15 protein-coding genes are annotated in these 17947 nt (G+C 71.6%); 6 read left to right on the top strand and 9 right to left on the bottom strand.

Features of this window, described 5'->3' with window-relative positions:
- Window positions 1-49: 49 nt before the first annotated feature.
- Entirely contained in the window at window positions 50-1513 is a 1464-nt protein-coding gene (locus OHA73_RS07850; RefSeq protein WP_327654648.1) for an aminotransferase class I/II-fold pyridoxal phosphate-dependent enzyme, read from the top strand.
- Window positions 1514-1561: 48 nt separating this feature from the next.
- On the opposite strand, the gene OHA73_RS07845 is transcribed toward OHA73_RS07850, so the two are convergent.
- From OHA73_RS07845 to OHA73_RS07830, 4 genes are all read right to left on the bottom strand, one after another.
- Window positions 1562-2551, bottom strand: a complete 990-nt coding sequence (locus OHA73_RS07845; RefSeq protein ID WP_266716001.1) for an isopenicillin N synthase family dioxygenase — start codon at window positions 2549-2551, stop codon at window positions 1562-1564.
- A gap of 101 nt (window positions 2552-2652) precedes the next feature.
- Entirely contained in the window at window positions 2653-3963 is a 1311-nt protein-coding gene (locus OHA73_RS07840) for an amidohydrolase family protein (RefSeq protein WP_327654647.1), read from the bottom strand.
- The gene (locus tag OHA73_RS07835) at window positions 3960-5294 is read right to left on the bottom strand and encodes a uracil-xanthine permease family protein (protein ID WP_327654646.1); all 1335 of its coding nucleotides are present in this window, start codon (window positions 5292-5294) and stop codon (window positions 3960-3962) included. The genes OHA73_RS07840 and OHA73_RS07835 overlap by 4 nt, the downstream gene beginning before the upstream one ends.
- Window positions 5295-5449: 155 nt before the next feature.
- The gene (locus tag OHA73_RS07830) at window positions 5450-6463 is read right to left on the bottom strand and encodes an acyltransferase family protein (protein WP_266716006.1); all 1014 of its coding nucleotides are present in this window, start codon (window positions 6461-6463) and stop codon (window positions 5450-5452) included.
- A gap of 205 nt (window positions 6464-6668) precedes the next feature.
- Between OHA73_RS07830 and OHA73_RS07825 the strand changes: the two genes are divergently transcribed.
- Complete coding sequence (locus tag OHA73_RS07825) at window positions 6669-6983, top strand: hypothetical protein (protein WP_327654645.1); 315 nt, start codon at window positions 6669-6671, stop codon at window positions 6981-6983.
- Window positions 6984-7043: 60 nt separating this feature from the next.
- Here OHA73_RS07825 and OHA73_RS07820 read toward each other — a convergent pair whose 3' ends face one another.
- Both OHA73_RS07820 and OHA73_RS07815 read right to left on the bottom strand, forming a co-directional pair.
- Window positions 7044-8399 (bottom strand): vWA domain-containing protein, encoded by a 1356-nt coding sequence (locus OHA73_RS07820; protein WP_327654644.1) that lies wholly within the window; start codon window positions 8397-8399, stop codon window positions 7044-7046.
- Window positions 8396-9253, bottom strand: a complete 858-nt coding sequence (locus tag OHA73_RS07815) for an AAA family ATPase (protein WP_327654643.1) — start codon at window positions 9251-9253, stop codon at window positions 8396-8398. Before OHA73_RS07815 ends, OHA73_RS07820 begins: the two co-directional genes overlap by 4 nt.
- A 168-nt stretch (window positions 9254-9421) precedes the next feature.
- Between OHA73_RS07815 and OHA73_RS07810 the strand changes: the two genes are divergently transcribed.
- From OHA73_RS07810 to OHA73_RS07800, 3 genes are all read left to right on the top strand, one after another.
- Window positions 9422-9919, top strand: a complete 498-nt coding sequence (locus OHA73_RS07810) for a winged helix-turn-helix transcriptional regulator (protein ID WP_327654642.1) — start codon at window positions 9422-9424, stop codon at window positions 9917-9919.
- Between the two features lie 96 nt (window positions 9920-10015).
- The gene (locus OHA73_RS07805) at window positions 10016-10528 is read left to right on the top strand and encodes an SRPBCC family protein (protein ID WP_266716015.1); all 513 of its coding nucleotides are present in this window, start codon (window positions 10016-10018) and stop codon (window positions 10526-10528) included.
- Window positions 10528-11574: an LLM class flavin-dependent oxidoreductase gene (locus OHA73_RS07800; RefSeq protein ID WP_327654641.1), complete on the top strand. Its 1047-nt coding sequence runs from the start codon at window positions 10528-10530 to the stop codon at window positions 11572-11574. The genes OHA73_RS07805 and OHA73_RS07800 overlap by 1 nt, the downstream gene beginning before the upstream one ends.
- A gap of 153 nt (window positions 11575-11727) precedes the next feature.
- Here the strand turns inward: OHA73_RS07800 and OHA73_RS07795 are convergent, their stop codons facing one another.
- The 3 genes from OHA73_RS07795 to OHA73_RS07785 all read right to left on the bottom strand — a co-directional run bounded on the left by OHA73_RS07795 (window position 11728) and on the right by OHA73_RS07785 (window position 17151).
- The gene (locus OHA73_RS07795; RefSeq protein WP_327654640.1) at window positions 11728-12789 is read right to left on the bottom strand and encodes an FAD-dependent monooxygenase; all 1062 of its coding nucleotides are present in this window, start codon (window positions 12787-12789) and stop codon (window positions 11728-11730) included.
- Window positions 12790-12901: 112 nt separating this feature from the next.
- The gene (locus OHA73_RS07790; protein WP_327654639.1) at window positions 12902-13969 is read right to left on the bottom strand and encodes a Ppx/GppA phosphatase family protein; all 1068 of its coding nucleotides are present in this window, start codon (window positions 13967-13969) and stop codon (window positions 12902-12904) included.
- A gap of 29 nt (window positions 13970-13998) precedes the next feature.
- Window positions 13999-17151, bottom strand: a complete 3153-nt coding sequence (locus OHA73_RS07785) for an acetyl-CoA carboxylase family protein (RefSeq protein WP_327654638.1) — start codon at window positions 17149-17151, stop codon at window positions 13999-14001.
- A gap of 141 nt (window positions 17152-17292) precedes the next feature.
- Here OHA73_RS07785 and OHA73_RS07780 point away from each other — a divergent pair, with 141 nt between their 5' ends.
- A complete protein-coding gene (locus OHA73_RS07780; protein ID WP_266716023.1) occupies window positions 17293-17946 on the top strand; it encodes a TetR/AcrR family transcriptional regulator in 654 nt (217 codons plus the stop codon).
- The last annotated feature ends 1 nt before the right edge of the window (window position 17947 follow it).

Genomic DNA, 17947 nt, shown 5'->3' with positions numbered 1-17947 from the left:
GGCAGGAGCAGGTGGCATGAACAGGCCCGATATCCGGTACCCGGGTCCCATGGATCACACCTCCGCCCCCGTTCTGGAAGCCATCGACTCGTACCACGCGCACGGCAGGCTCGCCTTCACGCCACCCGGTCACAAGCAGGCGCGCGGCGCCGACGAGCAGGCCAGGAGAGTGCTCGGCGACGCCTTCCACTCGGACGTCCTCGCGAGCGGCGGCCTGGACGACCGCCGGATGCGCGGCCGGGTGCTGCGGCGCGCCGAGGAGCTGATGGCCGACGCGGTCCACGCCGACCACACCTTCTTCACCACGTGCGGCAGCTCCCTGTCGGTCAAGGCCGCGATGCTGGCCGTCGCCGGGCCCCACGAGCAGCTGCTCATCGGGCGTGACGCCCACAAGTCCGTGGTGAGCGGGCTGATCCTGTGCGGCATCGACCCCGTGTGGGTCGAACCGCAGTGGGACGACCGGGGCCTCGCGCACCCGCCCTCCCCACAGTCGTACGAGGAGTCCTTCGAGCGTCATCCGGACGCGCGCGGAGCGCTGATCACCAGCCCGACCCCGTACGGGACCTGCGGCGACCTGGAACGGCTCGCCGAGGTCTGCCACGCGCGCGGCAGGCCGCTGATCGTCGACGAGGCGTGGGGTGCGCATCTGCCGTTCCACCCCGACCTGCCCAAGTGGGCCATGGACGCGGGCGCCGACGTGTGTGTCACCAGCATCCACAAGATGGGCAGCGGCCTGGAGCAGGGCTCGGTGTTCCATCTGCGCGGCGACCTCATCGACCCGGACACGCTCACCTCCCGCGCCGACCTTCTCGGCACCACCAGTCCCTCCGTCCTCATCTACGCGGGCCTCGACGGCTGGCGGCGCCAGATGCGGCTGCACGGCCGCGAGCTCCTGGGCGACGCCCTCGACCTCGCGGCGGACGCGCGGCGGGCCATCGACGCGATCGACGGCCTGCACGTGTACGGCCGCGACGACCTCACCGGTCCCGGCCTCGCGTACGACCTCGACCCGCTGCCCGTCCTCATCGACGTGTCCGACCTCGACACGAGCGGCTACCGCGTCGCCGACTGGCTGCGCTCCCACCGCGCCCTCGACGTGCACATCGCCGACCACCGCAGGGTCGGTGCCCAACTCACCTTCGCGGACTCCCCGGCGACGCTCGCCGCCCTCCTCGACGGCCTGCGGGATGTCACCGAACACCGCGCCGAACTGCGCGGCGCGCCCACTGTCGCCGTGCCGAAGCCCTCCGAACTCCGCCTGGAACAAGCCATGTTGCCGCGCGACGCGTACTTCGGGCCGATCGAGGAGGTGCCGCTGGAACGCGCCGCGGGACGCGTCGCCGCCGAAATGGCCAGCCCGTACCCGCCGGGCATCCCGACGGTGCTGCCGGGGGAGCGGCTCACCGACCCGGTGCTCACCTATCTGCGTTCGGGCCTCACGGCGGGCATGAACGTACCCGATCCGGCGGACCCGGAACTGCGCACAATCCGGGTGGCGGTGGAACCCTCCTGAACCGGCCGCCGTCCGCCGTTCGCGGGAATCGTCACGTCAACCACCTGACTATCGGGCGAAGTTGGCAGCGATCCGCTGCTGGATGTAGTCGGCCGCGGTGATCGGCGGGTAGCGGCCCTCCGGGCCCTCGATCACCACGTCACGGTCTGCCTGCGCGAAGAACGCGATGCTGTGGCGGGCCGACCGATCGTCGTCAGGGCCCGGTGACCTGACCCGGTGGAAGTTCGACGGGAGCCGGTCGTCGCTCCACCGCATCAGCATGTCCCCGATGTTGCAGGTGATCACGGAGTCCGCCGGCTCGACCGGCGTCCACTCCTGCGCCTCGGCCTCCTTGCCCGGGCACACCTGCAGCCCGCCCTGCCCGTCCCGCTGGAACAGCAGCGTCAGGCAGTCGAAGTCGGTGTGCGCCCCCGCCCGCCACACGTTCTCGGGGATCACGGCGTCTTCGGGCACGGCGAAGTAGTGCAGCATCCGCAGCGTCGATTGGTACTGCGGGCTCGCCGGGTCGTGGGCCCGCGCGAAGAATCCGTCCGGCAGGCCCAGCTTGTCGGCGAAGCAGCCCAGGACGCGCATCGCCAACTCCCGGCAGCGCGCCTCGAATTCGAGGGTGCGCTCCCGGAACCCGGGCAGGGCGTCGTCCGGCCACAGGCCTTCCATGTGCGGACGGGTCAGCTGGTACGACTCCTTCTGGTCGGGCGTCCCGATCGAAGGACGCACCTGGGTCATCGACTCCCAGCCGGAGTTGAGCCCCTTCTTCAGGCCGTGTCGCGCCTTGGTCTCCTCCGGCAGCGCGAAGAAGGCCTCGGCGTCGGCGAACGCGCCGTCCACGGCGCGTGGTTCGATGCCGTGGTTGACCAGCTGGAAGAAGCCGATGTCGGTGGCGGCGGCCCACAGTTCCTCGGTGATCTCGGCCTTGCGGTTCTCGAAGTCGGCGAGGTCGATGCGGCGGATCTCCCGGGCGGAGGTCTCCGTCCCGGCGCCGCCCATCCGGGTTTCCTTGGTCAGTTCGGCGAGGTCGTACGTGGTGGTGTCGGTCATCGTGGGGTTCGCTCCTTGAGATGTGAGGGCGGTCCGTGGTTGCGGACTCGGGGCTCCGCCCCGGGCCCCGCTGCTCAATCGCCGCAGGGGCTTGATCTGGGTCAATTGGTCAGGGCCGCTGCCAACTCGCGAGAGGGGAGCCGGACATGCTCCCCGTCGCGTACGAGGATCTCCCCGTCGACCAGGACGGCCGTCACGGTCCTGCTGCCCGCGCACGTCAGGAGCGTCGCTCCCGGATCGCGTACCGGAAGGCAGGCGTAGTCCCGGTCGAAGCGGTGCAGGACGAGGTCCGCCCGCATCCCGACCCGCACCCCGCCGTCCGGGTTCTCCTCGATCCCGAGGACCCGGTTCGCGCCGCCCGCCGCTATCGCGAACATCTCGGAGAACCCGAACAGATCCGCCTTGCGGTGCGCGGCCCGTTGCAGATACGCGCCGATGCGCAGTGCCTCAAGGATGTCCTGCGTGTCATTGCTGGCGGCCCCGTCGACCCCGAGCCCGACGCTCAGGCCGGCCTCCAGCATCTCGGGCACCGGCGCGATCCCGCTGCCGAGCCGCATATTGCTCAGCGGGTTGTACGAGACACCGACGCCGTGCCGGGCGAGTGTCCCGCGGCCCGCCGCGTCCAGCTCCACACAGTGCACGGCGAGCAGCCGCTCCCACAGGAACCCGGCCCGCTCCAGATACTCGACGGCGCCGACTCCCGTATGGTCACGGCACATTGCGTCGTCCGTCATCGTCTCCAACAGGTGCAGCGAGACGGGCAGGTCGCGCTCGTCCGCGTACGCGCGTACGGCGGCCATCCCGTCCGGTGTCAGGCACCGCGGGTTGGGCACGGCCACCCCCACGTCCACCCGGCTGCCGCGCGCCTGCGCGATCAGCTCGTCCGTGTGCGCGAGTGCCTCCTTCAGCGGCTGCATCAGCCGAGGGTCGAAGCCCCACTTGCGGCTCCGGTCCGGCCGGTCGGCGACGCCCCGGCACAGCACGGCCCGTACGCCGCTGTCCTTGAGGGCCCGCAGCACCGCGTCGTGCACCTCGGGCGACGGGTGCGGCCACATGTGCTCGACGAGCGTGGTGGTGCCGCTGCGCAGCGCCTCGGCCGCGGCGGCGGCAGCGGTCGCGTAGGCCCGCTCGGGTGTGAGCAGCGCGGCCTCCTCGCCGACGGCGCTCAGCCACGCGAGCAGCCCGAGCCCCTCACCGATACCGCGCAGCCCGGCCTGGAAGAGGTGGGTGTGAGTGTTGACGAGGCCGGGCGTCAGATGTCCGCCACCGCCATCCAGTACCGCGCCAACACAAGGGAGTTCACCGTGCGACACCAGCGCCGTGACTCGCCCGTCGGCGATGTGCACATCCATCCCGGGCAGCCAGCGGCCCCCGCTGTAAACGGTGACGTCCGTGATCGTCCGGAGGTTCATCGGGCGGGCTCCTTCCGGAGGCGGGCCGGGCCCGTGTGGTGGAACAGCAGATTGAGCAGGAACGCCACGATCCCGGTGACGGCGATGCCGCTGTCCAGGACGGTGCGTACGTACGAGGGGAGCGGCGCGTAGAAGTCCGGCGCGCCGAGCGGGATCATGCCGAGCGCGAAGGCGAGGGCGACGGTCAGCAGATTCCGCGGCTCGGTCAGATCGGCGCGCGCGAGGATGCGCAGCCCGACGGCGCCCACGGTCCCGAACATGACGAGCGACACCCCGCCGAGGACCGGCCCCGGCACGGCGGCGACGGCGGCCCCGAGCACGGGCACGAACGCCAGCACCACCATCAACACCCCGGACAGCGCCACGACATGACGGCTCTTCACCCGCGTCACGCTCACCAGGCCCACCGACTGCCCGAACGTCACGATGGGGAAGGAGGCGAGCGCCCCCGACAGCACGGTGGCGGCCCCGTCCGCGCGCAGCGCCCGTACGACGGTGGGCGCGTCGTCGCCGCGGCCGACGATCTGGCCGACCGCGAGGGTGTCGCCGACGGACTCCACCATGTTCACGAGCTGCACGACGAGCATCGCCGCAATCGCGGGCACCACGAACGTGGGCGCCCCGAAGGCGGTCGGATCGGGCGCCGTGACGACGCGCGCGTCCGCGACCCCCGACCCGTCGAACAGCCCCAGCGGCAGCGCGGCCACGGTCCCCACGGCCATGGCGACGAGCACCGAGAACCGGGCCAGCGCGGGCGGCGCGACGCGCTCCACGACCACCACGAGCAGCACGGTCGCGGCGGCGAGCGCGAGACCCTTTCCGCCCCTGCCGTCGCCGGTGACAAGGCCGGCCGCCGACGGTACGAGCGAGAACCCGATCACGGCGATGACCGTCCCGGTCACCAGCGGCGGAAACAGATGCAGGCACCGCCCGAACCACGGCGCGATGGCCAGCGTCACGAGACCCGACACGACCGTGGCGCCGAACACGGCGGCGAGCCCGTGCTCTTGCCCGATGAGGATGGCGGGGGTGATCGCGGTGAACGTGGACCCCATCACGATCGGCAGCCGCGCCCCGAACCACTTCAGCCCCATCGACTGCAATACGGTCGCGACCCCGCTCACCAACAAATTGGCGCTGATGAGCAGCCGAATCCGGTCCTCGGGGAGATGCAGCGCGGTCCCCACCAGCAGCGGCATCGTCGCCATGCCCGCGTACGCGACGAGCAGATGCTGCATGCTCAGCGGCACGAGCCGCCGCAGCGGCGGCCGGGCGTCGACGGGGTGGGGTCCTTGGTGTGCGGGCGCGACGGCATGCTCGACAACAGCCATCGTTCCTCCTCACAGCTCGGTGGAAGATGGCTGGTTAGCGCCGTGGCGGGTCAACGCGTGGGCGCCCACTGGCCGTTGCAGCCATGACCGGTGTGATGGGGACGGTAGGGAGCGGGTGTTTCGTCGGCGTTGCGCTCAGGAAACCGGCGCGGAACCTAGGAAGCTGGATCCTTCTTGAAGGCCCACTTCATCTCGGGCTCCATGGCCCAGTGGAACAGCCGCTGGACGGGTGGGGTGCACAGGACGGTGATGACACTCGCCGCGATCACGGTGACGGTGATCTCGCCGAGCGGCGTGTGCACCCAGTCGTGGTCGTACCAGCCCCAGAAGCGGGAGCCCTTCGCGAGGAAGCCGTGCAGCAGATAGCCGTACAGGGTGCCCGCGCCGAGCGCCGTGCACCACAGCCTGCGCCCCGGCACCCACGCGAAGAAGCAGGCCATCAGGATCACCGAGCAGCCGAACAGTGCGAGCGTCATCACCACGCCCGTCCAGCCGGACGCGCCCAGCTCCTGCGCGCTGTCACGGCGGTAGAACCAGGCGGCGGTCATCCGCGGCGAGGCCCAGTAAGCGACGAGCAGCGCGCCCACGAACACCGGCACGGCGAGCAGGCGGGCCTCGCGGCGCCGCACCAGGCTGAAGTGGTGCGGCTTGAGGCACAGCCCGAGCACGAAGAAGGGCAGGAACTGGAGCACCCGCTGAAGGTCCAGGTCGTCACCGATGTCGGGGGAGACGGCGGCGAGCACGGCGACCGCGAGGGCCAGCGGCAGCGGCGCCCGGATGATCTTCCAGAGCGGGGTGGTGAGCCGCCAGATGAAGAGCGCGATCAGGAACCAGGTCAGATACCAGGGGTCGAGCAGGCTGATCGGGTAGTCCGGGTCGTCGCCCACCGTGCGCTTGAAGAAGGTGTACGCCACCTCGAAGATCACATACGGCACCAGTACGCCCGTGACCAGGCGTTTCATCCGGCGGGGGCTCGCGTCGAACGACCGCGAGAAGTATCCGGAGATCACGATGAACGCCGGCATGTGGAACGTGTAGACGGTGAAGTACAGCGCGGAGGCCGCACGGCTGTCGCCACGCAGCGGTTCCCAGGCGTGCCCGAGCGCGACGAGGACGATCGCCAGGTACTTGGCGTTGTCGAAGTACGCGTCACGGCCGTCCGCCTTCATGCGGTCTCCGTCCCGGTCGGTGAACCTCCCGCTCACGCTTCACGGACCCCGACGATTGCGCAAGTGAGAGGGCTACGCAGGGTGCGAAGCGGCCGTGCGCGGACGCAGGATCAGCGCGCTGGGCGAGTAGAAGTTGCGCATGTACTCTGATTAGCCCCACTTGCACGATTTGCGCGATTCGCATTTGGAAGGTGGCCCCTTGCCCATGACGCCCGTGACGCCCGTGACGCCCGTGACAGCCGTGACGCCCGCGAGTCCCATGACAGCCGTGACGCCCGCGAGTCCCGCGGCCGCCGTCCGCTTCGAGCCCACGCGCTCCGCGTCCAGAGCGCGGCGCATGGTGACCTTCGGGCTCGGCGCGCTGCTGTGGATCGGCGTGGGCCTCCTGGCGGTCACCTTGCTGGGGCCCACGGGCATCATGGTGCGCCTGCTGTTCGTCACCGCCATCACCTGCGCCTACTTCTCCCTCACCCTGGCGAGCCGCTGGGGACTGTGGCGGCTGACCACGATGGAGTCGTAGGGAGGCGTCACAGTTCCGCTGGACGCGCCCCGCTGGACGGGTCCGCCTAGACGGGGCCCGCTAGACGGGAAGCAGGCGGCCCACCAAGGTGCTCAGCTGGCGCGCGTTACGGCATTCGTACAGGTCCACCACTTCCGCGTACGTGGAGGCCGCGGAGTCGCCCGTGTCCCACTGGGAGCGGGGTTCCGGGTTGAGCCAGTAGGTGCGGCGGGAGGCGTGGGTGATGCGGCGGAGGGCCGGGAGGTTCGGGTTCTGCTGGTTGTTGCGGGCGTCGCCGAGGATGAGGACCGTGGTGCGGGGGCCCACCGCGGACTCGTAGCGCTCGACGAACTCGCCGAGCGCCGTGCCGTAGTCGCTGCTGCCGTGCCAGCCGGTCAGCGTGGCCTCGGAGGCGATGCGGGCGCCGAGGCCCTCCGCGTCCGCGGCGCCGTGCGCGATGAGGTCGGTGACCTCGTCGATCCGGTTGACGAAGGCGAAGACGCGGATCTTGCTGAACTGGTCGTGCAGGGCCTGGACCAGGAGCATCGTGAAGTTCGCGAAGCCGGCCACCGAGCCCGACACGTCGCAGAGCAGGACCAGTTCCGGGCGGGTCGGGCGGCGCTTGCGCAGGACGGGCTTCATGGGGACGCCGCCCGTCGACAGGGAGCCGCGCAGCGTTCGGCGCAGGTCGATGTGGCCGCGGGCCGCGCGGCGTCTGCGGGCCGCGAGGCGGGTGGCCAGCTTGCGGGCCAGGGGGTGGACCGTGCGGCGCAGCTCGGCGAGTTGGGCCTTGTCCGCGTAGAGGAACAGGGTGCGGTCGGGTGTCTGGACCGGCATGCGGCGCGCCAGCTCGTCGCGGTTGCGGGCCTCCGCGACGCGGCGGCGGGCCTCGCCGCGCACCCCTTCGCGGAAGGCCTCGATGCGGCGCCGGATCTCGTCCGCCTCGATGCGGTCGGTGAACGCCCCTGACTGGCCGCTGCCGCCCGCGCGGATCGCCGACATGACGGGCGCGAGGAGCGTCTGCGGGCGCAGCCGGTCGAGCGTCTGCTGGGACGACCAGCCGTTCGTGTCGTAGCCGCCGAGGGCGTCCACCGCCGCGGCTGCCAGGCGGGCGAGGGCGGCGCTGTCGTTCCTGGTCAGGGCTTCGGTGAGGCGTTCGCGGAGGCTGTCCCTGTCGGTGGCGCCGGCTTCGCCGGGCGCGCCCACCGCGTGCGGGAAGTACACGTCGAAGACCGGGTCGAAGACCGCGCGCTGGCCCTGGTCGTGGAGGAGCGTGGAGGCCAGCCCTTCGCGCAGCCGGTCCCGGCTGTCCAGGCCCAGCGCCGCCACCGCCTGTGCGGCGTCCACGCTCTCGCCGGTGCCGATCCGGATGCCGTGCGCGCGCAGCGCCCGGACGAGCGAGGTGACCCGGTCCGCGACCGAGAGCGCCGTGCTCACACCGCGTCCAGGTCGAGCTTCGCCGCTGCCGTGTTCACGTCCTCCTGATGCTTGAGGACGACGCCGAGGGACGCCCGTACGACCTCCTCGTCCAGGCGGTCCGCGCCGAGCGCCAGCAGCGTGCGCGCCCAGTCCACCGTCTCCGCGACCGAGGGCACCTTGCGCAGATCCATCGCGCGCAGCGCACCCACGACCCGTACGAGGGACTCGGCGAGCACCGCGTCGAGCTCGGGCACCTTCAGGGCGACGATGCGGCGCTCCAACTCCTCCTCGGGGAAGCCGATGTGGAGGAAGAGGCAGCGGCGGCGCAGCGCCTCCGACAGTTCGCGGCTCGCGTTGGAGGTGAGGACCACGAAGGGGCGCCGGGTGGCGGCGATGGTGCCCAGCTCGGGGACGGTCACCTGGAAGTCGGAGAGGACTTCGAGGAGGAGACCTTCTACTTCTACGTCCGCCTTGTCCATCTCGTCGATGAGGAGGACCTTGGCGTCCTCGCCGCGGATCGCGGTCAGGAGCGGGCGCGAGAGGAGGTACTCCTCGCTGAAGATGTCCGTACGGGTCTGGTCCCAGGTCTCGTCGCGGCCCGCCGTGATGCGCAGCAGCTGCTTGGCGTGGTTCCACTCGTAGAGCGCGCGGCTCTCGTCCACGCCCTCGTAGCACTGGAGGCGGATCAGGCGGGCGTCGCTGATCGCGGCCACCGCCTTCGCGAGTTCCGTCTTGCCGACGCCGGCCGGGCCCTCGACGAGCAGTGGCTTGCCGAGCTTGGCGGCCAGGAAGACGGTGGTCGCCACGGCGGGCGAGGCCAGATAGCCGGTCCCGGCCAGGCGCGTGGTGACTTCGTCCACGGAAGCGAACAACGGGGCCTCCTGCTCGGTGCGTTGTCGAACCTTTAGGTGATCAGGTACGGGGCCCCTTCACAATGGGCTCGCGCTGTTCATGGTGAACGTCACTCCCGATGTCGGGCGGTGGTGACCGGCTCCGTCTCGTAAACGGACCTACTTGCAGACCCTTCGTATCCTGACGGCATGAGGCGCACTTCCTTTGCCGACTGGCCCTGCTCCATCGCCCGCACCATGGACCTCCTGGGGGACTGGTGGACGCCGCTCGTGCTGCGCGAGGCGTTCTACGGCATCACCCGGTTCGACGTGTTCCAGCAGGAGCTCGGTATCGCCCGGACGACTCTGGCGGAGCGGCTGCGGCGGCTGGTCGAGGCGGGGCTGATGGAGAAGCGGGCCTATGACAGTGCTCCGGTGCGGCACGACTACGTCCTGACGGAGAAGGGGCGCGATTTCTTCGGCGTCCTCGCCGCGATGAACGCCTGGGGCAATCGCTGGCTGTCCGGCGAGGAGGGCGCGCCCGTCGTCTTCGAACACGACCGGTGCGGTCATGCCACCGAGGCGGAGGTCGTGTGCGGGCACTGCGGCGAGCCGATGACCGCCGAGGACACCCACGCGCGGATGGGCCCCGGCTACCCCGAGAAGCTCGCGCGGCGCCCGGACATCGCGGCGCGCTTCACCCGCTGAACGGATCCCCGCAGGGGCCCGCACCCCCCTTGACGTGGTGAGTCCAACTACGAAACTCTCATGCTTCGAGCCGATACGAGAGAGAGGTGGGCCACGATGGAGTGGACGGGCGCGCGCTATGCGGACACCCCGACCGTCGAGGTGCGGCGCAGGATCGAGGCGTCGCCGGAGCGGGTGTGGGAGCTGGTGACGGACATCGGCCTCATGCCGCGGTTCAGCGCCGAGTTGCAGTCCGCCGAGTGGCTCGGCGAGGAGCGCGGTGTGGGCGCCCGGTTCGTGGGACGCAATCGGCACGAGGCGTTCGGCGCGTGGGAGACCACCTCGTACGTCGTCGAGTGCACGGCGCCGCGCGTGTTCGCGTGGGCGGTCTCCGACCCCGAAGTTCCCAGCGCCGTCTGGCGGTTCACCCTCGACGCGCTGGACGACGGGGCGACGGAGCTGGCCCAGTGGGTGCGGATGGGGCCGGGCCGCTCGGGCCTCTCCTTCGCGATCGACCGGATGCCGGAGAAGGAGCAGAAGATCGTCCACGTCCGGCTGAAGGAGTTCGAGCAGGGCATGACCGCCACGCTCGACGCCCTGAAGGACCTCGCGGAAGGGGCGGCTGCCTGATGCGTACGTCGACCACCATCGAGGCGTCCGGCGGGAACTGGCGGGAGACCGTCGACTTCGTCACCGAGGCCGAGCGTCTTGGGCTGGACATCTGCTGGGTCGCGGAGGCCTGGGGCTCCGAAGCGCCGTCCCCGCTGGGGTACTTGGCGGCGCGCACCGAGCGGATGCTGCTCGGCTCCGGCATCATCCAGCTCGCGACCCGCACTCCGGCGGCCATCGCGCGCGCGGCGATCACGCTGTCGAACATCTCCGAGGGCCGCTTCCTCCTCGGGCTCGGTCCGTCCGGGCCGCAGGTGATCGAGGGGCTGCACGGGGTGCCGTTCGCGCGGCCGTTGGGCCGGATGCGGGAGACGGTCGAGATCGTTCGGATGGCGGCGACGGGCGAGAAACTTGCCTACGAGGGGCGGGAGTTCACGCTGCCGTTGCCCGGTGGCGATGCGAAGCCGATGCGGCTGTCGATGCGGGCGGAGCACGAACTTCCCATCTACCTGGCCACGTTGTCGCCGAAGATGCTGCGGCTCACCGGGGAGGTCGCCGACGGGTGGCTCGGGACGAGTTTCGTGCCCGAGGGAGCCAAGGAGGCGTACTTCGACCACTTGGACGCCGGGCTCGCGGCGTCCGGGCGGACCAGGGCCGACCTCGACATCTGCCAGGGGGCGGAGGTGAACTTCGTCGAGGACGAGGAGGAGCTGGCCGCGGTGGTGGGCAGCCGGAAGAAGGAGCTCGCCTTCAGCCTCGGCGGCATGGGCTCCGCCTCGACCAATTTCTACAACCAGGCGTACAGCAGGCAGGGTTGGGCCGACGTCGCCGCGGCGGTCCGCGAACGCTGGCAGGCCGGCGACCGCGAGGGGGCGGCCGCCCTGGTCACCGACGACATGGTCCTCGCCACGACGCTCATCGGCACGGAGGACATGGTGCGGGACCGCTTGAAGGTGTGGCGGGACGCGGGGGTGGACACGGTGCGGCTGTACCCGGCCGGAGACACGGTGGACGCGCGGCTGGCGACGCTGGGGCGGGCGATCGAGCTGGTACGGGGGGTGGGCTGAGCGGTCCCGCTGCGCTTGACGTCGGCCGGGTGTCGGGGCTGACCCATGCGGCACCGATCCGCGGCACGGTCCCTGCCGGTTCCGGCCGCGCCGGTTCCCGCCTTGCCCACCCTGCCGCCCAAGGCGGGGCCGGTCTGGCCGGCACCGTAGAGGTCACTCGTCGCGGCCGCCGAAGGCTGCGGCGCCCTCCTGGCCCTTCACTTGGTTTTCCCGCACGTACGGGCGTAGTTCGGCCTCGTAGGCGGTGAACGCGGTGGGGTGGTCGCCGTCGGCCGCGGCGAGCTGCCGGGCCAGGGTGCGGGCGCCGATCAAGGCTTGTGAGGTACCCATGCCGGCGGTCGGTGCGGCGCAGTATCCGGCGTCGCCGACGAGGACGACCCGTCCGGTCGACCAGGCGTCCAGGTGGACCTGGGTGGAGGAGGAGAAGTAGAAGTCGTCGGCGGCCGACATCGCCTTCAGCAGCTCGGGCGCGACCCAGCCGGCCCCTGCGAACGCGCCCTTCAGGGCCTCCTCCTGCTCGGAACGCGGGCGGCGATCCAGGGCGGGCGCGTCGGTTGCGAACGACAGGCTCACTGACATCTGGTCGGCGTCGGCGCCGCTGAACGCGTAGATGGCGGTGCCGTCGCCGGTCTGCAGTACCCCGCTGTGGTCGAGGCCGAGAATGTTGTCGGCGGTGAACCCGGCGCCCGACATGCCCAGGTGACGCAGCGCTTCCTCGTGGGGGCCGAAGGCCAGTCGACGGGCCTTGGAGAAGAGTCCGTCCGCACCGACCACCAGGTCGAAGGTCCGGGGCGCCCCGTGCTCGAACTCGACGGCGACACCGTCGTCGTGCTGGGCGAGCGTGGTGATGGAGTCGTCGAAGACGTAGGCGAGTTCGGGTTCGGTGAGGCGGTGCAGGATCCTGGTCAGCTCGGGTTTGGGGACCTCCAGTTCACCGGCGAACGTCTCGGCGGGCAGCCGGCCCATTTCGGCACCGTCCGCGTCGACCAGCACGGTGCCGCGCATCGCGGTGTCGTGGCCGCGGATCTCGTCCAGGATGCCGAGTTCGTCGAGGACATCGAAGGCGGCGCCGCGGAAGTCCACGGCGTAACCGCTGCCGCGCAGGCCGGGGGCGCGCTCGACGACGGTGACGTCGTAGCCGTCGCGATGCAGGAAGTGTCCGAGGGCGGCGCCCGCGACACCGGCGCCCGAGATGAGGACCGTGGTGTTCGTCATGGGGCAGGACGGTAGTCCCGTTCGGACCCTCGGTCTGCTCATTTAGAACCATCAAATGGCCAATTCGGCCTCATGTCAGTGCTGTTGGAAACCAGGAGGGCGGTCGGTCCGGTCAAGCCCTGCCGGCGTTTGAAGGGGAGCCCGTAGGGCGGCGAGGGGTTTGGGGGGTCAGGCCCCAGGGGGTGGCCCCGGTGCGGGGTGAGGGGGTGTCGCCGGCTGCCAGGCGGAGCGCTGGTACCGGCGAACCGCCCCATCCCACGTCTCCCTCGATGTGGCGCAGCAGAATGCCCTCGCGGATCGCCCACGGGCAGACCGTGAGCTCGCTGATGCCCATGAGCTTCATCGCCGTGTGGCCGACGAGCGCTCCCGCGAGGGACTGCGACGCCCGGGGCGCGGAGATGCCGGGCAGTTCCGCGCGGCGATCGGCCGGGAGCGCCGCCAGCTCGGTGACCGCGAAGCCCAGCGCCCTGCGGCTCAACTGGCGTGGCACGAAAGGACCATGACGTCCGGGCGGTGCCCCGCACAGGCGCGCCAGCTGCGTGAACGTGCGGGACGTGGCCGCCGCGGTCAGCGGCCCCTCCCAGCGGATCCGCGCCGCGACGTCCCTGAGCTGGTGCCGCACATGGCGCCGCAGGGCCTTCAACTGCTGCTCCGTGGGTGGCGAGCCGTCGGCCGGCAGATGCTCGCGGGTGAGTCGCCCCGCCCCGAGCGGCAGCGAGATCGCGAACTCGGGCAGCCGACCACGCCCGAAGGCGACCTCGAGCGAGCCGCCGCCGATGTCGAGGACGCCGAGCGGCCCGGCCCGCCAGCCCATCCAGCGCCGCGCCGCGAGGAACGTCAGCTCGGCCTCCACCTCGCCGGGCAGCACCCGGGGCCGCACCCCGGTGCCCTGCTCGACGGCGTCGAGCACCTCGTCCCGGTTCGGCGCGTCCCGGACGATGGCCGTGGCGAAGACGAACGGCTCGTCGCTGCCCCACCGTTCGGCCTCCGCGACCGCCGCCCGCACCGCCTCCACCAGACGCTCGACGGCCTCGGGACAAAGTCTGCGGTCGGCGTCCACCAGCTCAGACAGGCGTAACCGCCGCTTGGCCGTGTGCACCGGCAGCGGCGCCCCGTCGCGGGCGTCCGCGATCGCGAGGCGCACGGTGTTCGAACCGACATCCACCACACTGATACGCATGATCGGCGGAGTACCCCTCTTGGCGTGCATCAATGCGCGGGCATGACTGAGGTCACGGTCGGCGCGTCCAGTGCCGACATGATCCAACTCCTTGAGTCCGCCGGGTCGATGACCGCGTCGATCTCCAGCGCCGCCGCCGCGTTCACCGCCTTGCCGTGCTCGTACATCTCGGCGACCCGCGCCTCGAACGCCCGCTCCCGCTCGGCGGGATCGGCGATCGCCTCCAGTTCGCGCCGGTAGCCGAGCCGTACCGCGCCCTCCAGGCCCATCCCGCCGAACTCGCCGCTCGGCCAGGCCGCCGTGCCGAGCGGAGCCCGCGTCGAACCGCCCATCATGGCCATCGCCCCGAGCCCGTATGCCTTGCGCAGTACGAGGCACACCAGCGGCGTGGTGAGGCGGGCGCCCGCCACGAACAGGTCCGCGAACTGCCTTACCGTCGCGGTGCGTTCGGAGTCCGGGCCGACCATGAACCCCGGTGTGTCGCACAGCGAGACGACCGGGAGACCGAACGCCTCGCACAGCCGCAGGAAGTGTGCCGCCTTGTCCGCGGCGTCCCGGTCGACGGCGCCGCCGAGGTGCGCCGGGTTGTTGGCGACCAGGCCCATCGGACGGCCTTCGATCCGCACCAGCGCCGTGATCACGCCCACGCCGAAGCCGCGGCGCAGTTCGAGCACCGAGTCCGTGTCGGCGAGTCCCTCGATCGCGGCGCGGATGTCGTAGGCGCGGCGCCGGTTCTCGGGCACCGCGTGGCGCAGGCGTCGCGGGTCCGGAGCCTCCCAACTCGCCTGCGGGCCCTGGAAGTACGAGAGGTAGGCGCGGGCCAAGCGCACCGCCTCCGCCTCGTCGGCGACCGGGAGGTCCACGACCCCGTTCGGCACCTGCACCGACAGCGGGCCGATGTCCTCCGGTCGGTGCACGCCGAGGCCGCCGCCCTCGATCATCGCGGGTCCGCCCATGCCGATGTTCGCCTCGGGCGTCGCGATGATGACATCGCAGCAGCCGAGTAGCGCCGCGTTCCCCGCGAAGCAGCGGCCCGACGCGATGCCGACGAGCGGCACCTTGCCGTTGAGCCGCGCCATTTGATGGAACGTCATGACGTCCAGGCCCGCGATCGACGACGTGTCCGTGTCGCCGGGCCGGCCCCCGCCGCCCTCCGCGAACAGCACGACGGGCAGTCCGCGGTCCTCGGCCAGGTGCAGCATCCGGTCGGTCTTGCGGTGGTTGTTGTGGCCCTGCGTTCCGGCGAGCACGGTGTAGTCGTACGACATCGCGACCGCGGGCGCGCCGCCGATCCGGCCCGTGCCGGTGACCATGCCGTCGGCGGGCGTCGAGCGGATCAGGTCGTCCAGCGGGCGGCGCCGCCGCTGCGCGGCCACCGCGAGCGCGCCGTACTCGGTGAACGTCCCCGGGTCGCACAGGTCCTCGATGTTCTCGCGGGCCGTACGGAGCCCGGTCGCATGCCGCTTGGCGACCGCTTCGGGGCGGTTCTCGTCCAGGCCGAAGGCGTGCCGCGCGACGACCTGCGCGAGGTCGGGGCGCACCGCGTCGAGGTCGAGCTCCTCGGCCGCGTCCTCCTGGGCGGCGCCGCTCTCCGTCACGTCGAGGAGCACCAACTCGGCGCCCTCGGCGACTGTTTCGCCGACTTCCGCACCCACCGCACGTACGACACCCGCGTGCTCGGCGCGCACCACGTGCTCCATCTTCATCGCTTCCAGTACGAGCAAGGTGGCGCCTGCCGCGACGAGTTGGCCGGTCTCGGCGTCCACGGTGACGACCGTGCCCGCCATGGGTGCGGTCACCGTACCCGGCTCCGTGCCGCCTTCCGGTGCGGCGTCGGCCGGCGGTGCGAGCTCCGCGAGGTGGCGCTGTACGAACCCGGTGTCGAAGCCGCCCGCCGTGAAGCCGGGGTGGTCGAGCAGCCTGGCCAGGAAGGGGATTCCGGTCCGCACGCCCTCCACCGTGAATTCGTCGAGCGCCCGCCGCGCCCGCACGCACGCCGCCGCGAAGTCACCGGCCGGCGCGTGCACGACGACCTTGGCGAGGAGGGAGTCGTAGCGCGTGCCGAGTTCGGTGCCGGTGCGGGCGGCGGTGTCGACGCGCACACCGGGGCCCGTCGGCACGTCGAGGCGCGCGAGCCGCCCCGCCGACGGGCGCACCGCACCGTCAGGGTCCGTGACCTCCGCGTTCACCCGCAGCTGCACGGCGAAGCCGCGGGGCGCGGGCGGCTCCCCGGCGAGGCCGAGGTCGGCCAGGGTCTCGCCCGCCGCGATCCGCAACTGCGCCGCGACCAGGTCGACACCCGTCACCTCCTCCGTCACCGTGTGCTCCACCTGGAGGCGCGGATTGGCCTCCATGAACACGAACTCCTCGCCCCGGACCAGGAATTCGACCGTGCCGACGCCTGCGTAGCGGGCGGCGCCGGCCAGCCGCAGGGCAGCGTCGAGGAGCCGGCCGCGCACGGTGGCGTCGAGGCCCGGCGCCGGGGCGATCTCGACGAGCTTCTGGTGGCGCCGCTGCGCGCTGCAGTCCCGCTCCCAAAGGTGGCTCGCGGTGTCACCGTCGCCGACGACCTGCACCTCGATGTGCCGGGCACCCTCCCACAGCCGCTCCACGTACAACTCGCTGCGACCGAAAGCCTGTTGAGCCTCGGAGGCACACCGCTCCCACGCCTCGTCGAGCTCCGCCGCGTCCCGTACGACCCGCATCCCGCGCCCGCCGCCCCCGCCCACGGCCTTGACCATCACCGGCCCTTCGGCGAGGAACGCCCGCGCCTCCTCCAGCGTGGTGTCACCCTCCGTACCGGGCAGCACCGGCACCCCGGTCCCGACCGCGAGCGCACGGGCGCGCGCCTTGTCCCCGAACAGGTCGAGCACCTCCGGCGAAGGGCCCACGAAGGTGAGCCCGGCGCCCGCGCACCGACGGGCGAACGCCGCGGACTCGCTCAGGAAGCCGTAACCGGGGTGGAGATACGTGCAACCGGAACGGCGCGCGGCCGCGACCAGCGCCTCGGCGTCCAGATAGCCGCCCGAAGCGAGCGGCACGACCTCGTCCGCCAAGTGCAGGTGCGCCTCGTCGCCCGGCTCGTGCACGGCCACCGTGCGCAGCCCGAGTTCGGCGGCGGCGCGCAGCACCCGTACGGCGATCTCCCCTCGGTTGGCGACGAGTACGGCGGCAGACCCCATGTGCCCCTCCGGGATGTCGAAGTCGGGTTCGGCTCCAAGGGCCCGAGGTCCCGAGGTTCGAAGGGGCCAAGGTTCCGAGGTGCCGAACGCGGATTCCGTCATGCTCATTGACACTGACGTCAACGTCAATACTCTGGCGCTGTGGCACGCAGTCAGCAGGACAGACCGCCCCGGCGGCAGGAATGGGCGACCCGCACCGCCCGCGACCGGACCGACGCCCCGGCGCGCGGACGGCTGCTCGACGCGGCCGAGCAGGTCTTCGCGCGGCTCGGCTACGGCCCGGCGACCATCGCGGACATCACGGCGCAGGCCGAGGTGTCACGGGCCGGCTTCTACGTCTATTTCGCGTCCAAGGAAGAGGTCTTCCGGGTGCTCGCGGGGCGCGTACGGGACGCGTTCCTCACCGCGCAGGACGTGCCCGGGGTGGACCCCGACGACGTGGCGGCGGTCGCGCGCGCCTCCACGGCCGCTTTCATCGCCGCCTACGCGCGACACCTGCCCCTGCTCGTCCTGCTCGAACAGCAGGCGCGGGGCGACGCCGAGGTGCGCGCCCTGTGGGAGGAGATCCGCGAGCGTCCGGTCCGCCGCGCCGCCCGCTACGTACGCCGGGTCGCGGCGGAGGGCAGGGCGCACCCGGTCGTCGACCCGCTCACCCTGTCCCGTGCCGTCGGCGGGATGAGCATCGAGTTCGCACGGCTCGTCGCCGAGCGGCCGGCCACGTACGACCAGGCGGTCGCCGACGCGACCGTCATGTATCTGCACCTTCTCGGTATCGGAGCAGCACCGCAGCAGTAGG

The organism is Streptomyces sp. NBC_00483 (assembly GCF_036013745.1).
GTDB lineage: Bacteria > Actinomycetota > Actinomycetes > Streptomycetales > Streptomycetaceae > Streptomyces.
Note: the sequence above shows the minus strand (reverse complement) of the source record. Positions and strands in the feature narration are given on the sequence as shown.

Excerpts from the sequence above, each read along its gene's own strand:
- OHA73_RS07850 (WP_327654648.1), top strand. The coding sequence starts at position 50 with ATGGATCACACCTCCGCCCCCGTTCTGGAAGCCATCGACTCGTACCAC.
- OHA73_RS07845 (WP_266716001.1), bottom strand. The coding sequence starts at position 2,551 with ATGACCGACACCACCACGTACGACCTCGCCGAACTGACCAAGGAAACC.
- OHA73_RS07840 (WP_327654647.1), bottom strand. The coding sequence starts at position 3,963 with ATGAACCTCCGGACGATCACGGACGTCACCGTTTACAGCGGGGGCCGC.
- OHA73_RS07835 (WP_327654646.1), bottom strand. The coding sequence starts at position 5,294 with ATGGCTGTTGTCGAGCATGCCGTCGCGCCCGCACACCAAGGACCCCAC.
- OHA73_RS07830 (WP_266716006.1), bottom strand. The coding sequence starts at position 6,463 with ATGAAGGCGGACGGCCGTGACGCGTACTTCGACAACGCCAAGTACCTG.
- OHA73_RS07825 (WP_327654645.1), top strand. The coding sequence starts at position 6,669 with ATGACGCCCGTGACGCCCGTGACGCCCGTGACAGCCGTGACGCCCGCG.
- OHA73_RS07810 (WP_327654642.1), top strand. The coding sequence starts at position 9,422 with ATGAGGCGCACTTCCTTTGCCGACTGGCCCTGCTCCATCGCCCGCACC.
- OHA73_RS07805 (WP_266716015.1), top strand. The coding sequence starts at position 10,016 with ATGGAGTGGACGGGCGCGCGCTATGCGGACACCCCGACCGTCGAGGTG.
- OHA73_RS07800 (WP_327654641.1), top strand. The coding sequence starts at position 10,528 with ATGCGTACGTCGACCACCATCGAGGCGTCCGGCGGGAACTGGCGGGAG.
- OHA73_RS07795 (WP_327654640.1), bottom strand. The coding sequence starts at position 12,789 with ATGACGAACACCACGGTCCTCATCTCGGGCGCCGGTGTCGCGGGCGCC.
- OHA73_RS07790 (WP_327654639.1), bottom strand. The coding sequence starts at position 13,969 with ATGCGTATCAGTGTGGTGGATGTCGGTTCGAACACCGTGCGCCTCGCG.
- OHA73_RS07785 (WP_327654638.1), bottom strand. The coding sequence starts at position 17,151 with ATGGGGTCTGCCGCCGTACTCGTCGCCAACCGAGGGGAGATCGCCGTA.